This window comes from Actinosynnema sp. NPDC059797 (assembly GCF_042732085.1).
Taxonomy (GTDB): Bacteria; Actinomycetota; Actinomycetes; order Mycobacteriales; family Pseudonocardiaceae; genus Actinosynnema.
Map to the genome: position 1 here is coordinate 1 of NZ_JBHWIE010000686.1, position 1869 is coordinate 1869.

Sequence of the window (1869 nt, forward strand, 5' to 3'; positions counted from 1 at the left end):
GACACCGACCCCGCCGCCGGCCTGCCCGCGGTGCTCTCGTGGTCCCTGTGGGGGCTGACCGACGAGCAGCGGACCGCGTTCGCCCTGGTGGGCATCGCGCCGGGCCCGGACATCGATCTGAGCGCGGCGGCGTCCCTGGCCGGCCTGCCCGACGCGCGGGCGCGCCGGGCGCTGCGCGTCCTGGAGGAGCACTCCCTGCTCGACCGGCGCGCGCACGGCCGGTTCGCGATGCACGACCTGGTCCGCGCCTACGCCGCCACCACGGCGCGCGACCTGCCGGAGCCGGTCCGGCGGGCGGCGCTGGAGCGGGTGGCGGACTTCTACGCGCACACCGCCTGCGCCGCCGACCGCCTCCTCCACCCGCACCGCCCGCCGATCCGGCTCGACCCGCCCGCGCCCGGCGCCCGCCCACTGCCCCTGCCCGACAACGCCGCCGCACTGGCCTGGATGGACACCCACCACCGGCACCTGCTGGCCGCCCAGCACACCGCCGCCGCCCAGCGGCGCCACCACACCGCGTGGAACCTCGCGTGGGCGATGACCACCTTCCACCAACTGCGCGGGCACCACCGCGACGAACTGGCCGCGTGGCGGACCGCCGCCGACGCCGCCGCCCACCTGCCCGACCCCACCCACCAGACCCTCACCCACCGGCTGCTCGGCCACGCCCACGCCGAACTGGGGCAGCACGACCAGGCCACCACCCACCTGCGCCGGGCACTCGCCCTGGCCGAGCAGCACCACGACACCGCCCAGCAGGCCCACACCCACCACGCCCTCACGCAGGCCTGGGCGCGGCGGGGCGAGGACCGGCAGGCCCTGGAGCACGCCCGGCACGCGCTGCGCCTCTACCGCGCCCTCGACCAACCGGCGCGGGAAGCCGACTGCCTCAACGCGGTGGGCTGGTGCCTCGCCCGCCTCGGCGACCACGACACCGCGCGCGAGCACTGCCAGGCCGCCCTCACCCTGCACCGGCTCCACCACAACCCCGACGGGGAAGCGGCCACGCTGGACAGCCTCGGCCACATCGAGCACCGCACCGGCCACCACGAGCGGGCCGTCCGGCACTACGAGCAGGCCCTGGCCCTGTACCGCGCCCTCGACTCCGCGCCCGACACCGCCGAAGCCCTCGACAGCCTCGGCCACCCGTGCGCCGCCCTGGGCGACCACGACCGGGCCCGCGCGCTGTGGCGGGAAGCCCTGGAGCTGTACGGGCGGATGGGTCGCGACGACGACGCCGAACGCGTCCGGCGGCACCTCGCCGAGGTCGAGCAGGAGGACCTGGCCGTCGAGCACCGGGTGTGAGGCGGGCAGTGGTGCACCGCGAGAAACCGCGCAGTGGCACTGGAGAACGCCGCCCCGCCGCACGACGATCGTGGCGGAGCGCCCCTCGTGCCCCGCCTTTCGTCCCGGAGGAGAACCATGCAGCCCAGACGTGCCCTGTCCGGTGTCCTGCCCGCCGTGGCCGGCGTGCTCGCCCTGACCACCGGCGCCCACGCCGCCCCGACCACCGAGCCCACCCCGGCGTCGTTGAGCTGCCAGTACACCTACACGGCCTTCGACTTCGCGAGCGGCTTCTCGGCCACGCTGACCGTGACGAACACCGGCACCGAGCCGGCGGACGGCTGGTGGATCGAGTTCGACCTGTCCCCCGGCGCCCTCATCCAGGCCACCTCGGGCGGCCGGTTCCTCACCCGCAGCGGCCACATCCACGTCACCGCGCCCGACTGGCTCCCCAGCATCGCCCCCGGCCGGCGCGCCAACATCGTGATCAGCGGGAGCGACCCGTCCCCGGCCGGCGTCACCGTCGCCAACGTCACCCTCAAAGACGTCCCCTGCACGGCCTGACCACCCGCGGCCACCGGTTCC

2 protein-coding genes are annotated in these 1869 nt (G+C 76.2%); both read left to right on the forward strand.

All coding sequences use genetic code 11. From position 1 onward, the window contains the following. Positions 1-1305: tetratricopeptide repeat protein (locus tag ACFV4N_RS43300; protein WP_499678518.1), on the forward strand; the 1305-nt coding region annotated here is incomplete at its 5' end. 117 nt (positions 1306-1422) lie between these two features. After that, positions 1423-1848 (forward strand): cellulose binding domain-containing protein, encoded by a 426-nt coding sequence (locus ACFV4N_RS43305; RefSeq protein ID WP_499678519.1) that lies wholly within the window; start codon positions 1423-1425, stop codon positions 1846-1848. Positions 1849-1869: the final 21 nt, after the last annotated feature.

Coding starts and splice junctions, on each gene's coding strand:
- ACFV4N_RS43305 (WP_499678519.1), top strand. CDS start 1,423: ATGCAGCCCAGACGTGCCCTGTCCGGTGTCCTGCCCGCCGTGGCCGGC.